This window comes from uncultured Agitococcus sp. (genome assembly GCF_937920075.1).
GTDB lineage: Bacteria > Pseudomonadota > Gammaproteobacteria > Pseudomonadales > Moraxellaceae > Agitococcus.
Map to the genome: position 1 here is coordinate 1 of NZ_CALETI010000403.1, position 2,431 is coordinate 2,431.

2 protein-coding genes are annotated in these 2,431 nt (G+C 40.1%); both read left to right on the top strand.

The window, feature by feature from the left end:
- Window positions 1–813 (top strand): LysM peptidoglycan-binding domain-containing protein (locus tag Q0212_RS14040; RefSeq protein ID WP_297926584.1); only part of this gene is annotated, 813 nt, incomplete at its 5' end.
- Window positions 810–2,431: DNA mismatch repair endonuclease MutL (mutL, locus tag Q0212_RS14045; RefSeq protein ID WP_297926587.1), on the top strand; the 1,622-nt coding region annotated here is incomplete at its 3' end. The genes Q0212_RS14040 and mutL, both read left to right, overlap by 4 nt.

Consider the following 2,431-nt stretch of genomic DNA (forward strand, 5'->3'; position numbering starts at 1 on the left):
GAGCAAAAAAATCGTAAAATCAGAGATAAGATTTTACAAGAAATTGCCCATCCAGCTCCTAAGCCAATAAATAATCAGCCTGAAAAATTATTGGATAAACCAATTGATAATAAGGCCATTATCAATATTTTTAATCAAGAAGTAGAACCAACAAAAAATAAGCCAGTTGATGACAAAGTGGTCAAACAGCCAGAAAAAACTATCGACTCTAAACCAATGGTTAAAGCCACCTTGCCGAGTTCTTTAGATGAATTTATGGCAGGAAGTATGACAACAACGACACCCGTTGCCAAAGAAGTAAAGCCAGAAAAGCCTGTTGTTAAAGCGAATGTTAAACCAACTTATCATGTCGTAGAAAAAGGAGATACTTTATCTGCTATTGCTGTGCGTTATCAATTATCTATAGATGATTTAAAAACATGGAATCAATTAAAAAATGATAACGCGTTGCTTGGTCAACGTTTACGTTTAACAGCACCCGATAATTTACCTTCAAAAAAAGAAGAAAATAAAAAAGCCAGCTCGCAAGAGACAAGTGTGAAAACAACACAAGTTAATAAAACTGAAAAAGTAGAGCCAAAAGTTGCAGCCAAAGACAAAAGTGAAAATACACTAGCTGATAAAAAAACATCTATTGAGAAAGATGCTAAAACGAAAGAGCCAACTGTCAAAACCCATAAAGTTAAAGTGGGTGATAGTTTGTCATCTATCGCGACAAAATATGGCGTTTCACCACAAGCCATTAAAGACTTAAATAAATTAAAAGACGATAATGTTGTTTTAGATAAAACCTTAAAGATTCCTACACCATGAAGCGTATTCATCGTTTAGATGCCCAATTAGCTAACCAAATTGCTGCGGGCGAAGTGGTTGAACGGCCAGCCTCTGTGATAAAAGAATTATTAGAAAATGCCATTGATGCAGGGGCAACACAGATTGATATTACCATTGAAGAAGGCGGTTTAGGACTTTTGCAAGTGCGTGATAATGGTAGTGGTATTCATCCTGATGATTTGCCTTTAGCCTTGGCACGTCATGCGACCAGTAAAATCTATGCCTTGGATGATTTGGATGCAGTGAGCAGTTTAGGTTTTCGCGGTGAGGCTCTAGCCTCTATTGCCTCAGTATCACGTTTAAGTTTAACCACAAGTCATCAAGACAAAGGCATAGGATGGTGTGTACAAAGCGAAGGTCGAGATATGACCGCTGTGGTCACGCCTGCTAATCATCCGCGTGGTACAACGGTCAGTGTGCGAGATATTTTTTTTAATACACCTGCGCGCCGTAAATTTTTAAAATCGCCAACTACCGAGTTTTCACATATTGAAGAAGTGGTTAAACGTTTAAGTTTAGCCAATTTTGATATTGGTTTTGTCTTGCAACACAATGGCAATCGCCGTTGGCAATTTAAACCTGCCCATAATGATGTCGAGAAATTACGCCGAGTCAGCACCTTATGTGGTCAAAGTTTTTTAGAAGCGGCTATTCCGATTGATGTTGAAGTGACTGGTTTGCAATTGTATGGTTGGCTCGGTAGTCCAAGCATGGCACGCGGCCAAGCTGATATGCAGTATTTTTATGTCAATGGTCGAGTGGTTAGAGATAAAGTGGTTAGTCATGCGATTAGAACCGCTTATAGTGATGTTTTAGCCCCTAATCGTCATCCTGCTTTTGTGTTGTTTTTAGAGTTAGACCCTTCTGCGGTGGATGTCAATGTTCATCCGACCAAACATGAAGTTCGCTTTCGTGAACAGCGTTGGGTACATGAGTTTTTAGCACGTTCTATTCATAAAGCTTTATCGGCACTCAAAACCGAACAGACTTTTGCACTGCCGATTAATCAAGAAAATCAAAGTTTTGCTGCACCAAGCTTAAGCCAACAAACACCCTTGGCGTTGCCTACTAGCAATGCTTCTCTTTATAGTGGTGGCGGTGATTCGGGTTTTTATCGACCTGCAACACCCAGTGTTCAAGGCTTTAGTCAAGAAGCATTGGCGGATTATTTAGCACCATTACGTGAGGTGATGCAGCCAGTTAGCTTACCTGTAACCGCAACACCAGATATTCCGCCTTTGGGGTATGCACTTGCACAATTACACGGAATTTATGTCTTGGCACAAAATAGCCAAGGCTTGATTATTGTTGATATGCACGCTGCCCATGAGCGTTTGGTGTATGAAAACTTAAAAAAAGCATGGCAAACAGGTCGATTAGCCTCACAACCTTTATTGTTGCCACAAACGATTGCCGTTAGTAAGAATGAAGCAGAGTTAGCCGAACAAGCTCAAACATGGTTTAGTCAATTAGGTTTAGAAATAGATCGAATTGGCCAAGAGGCATTGGCGGTCAGAGCCATTCCAGCCTTATTACAAAAAGCCGATTTAACAGGATTAGTCAGGGATGTTTTGGCGGATTTTAAAGAGCACGGTCA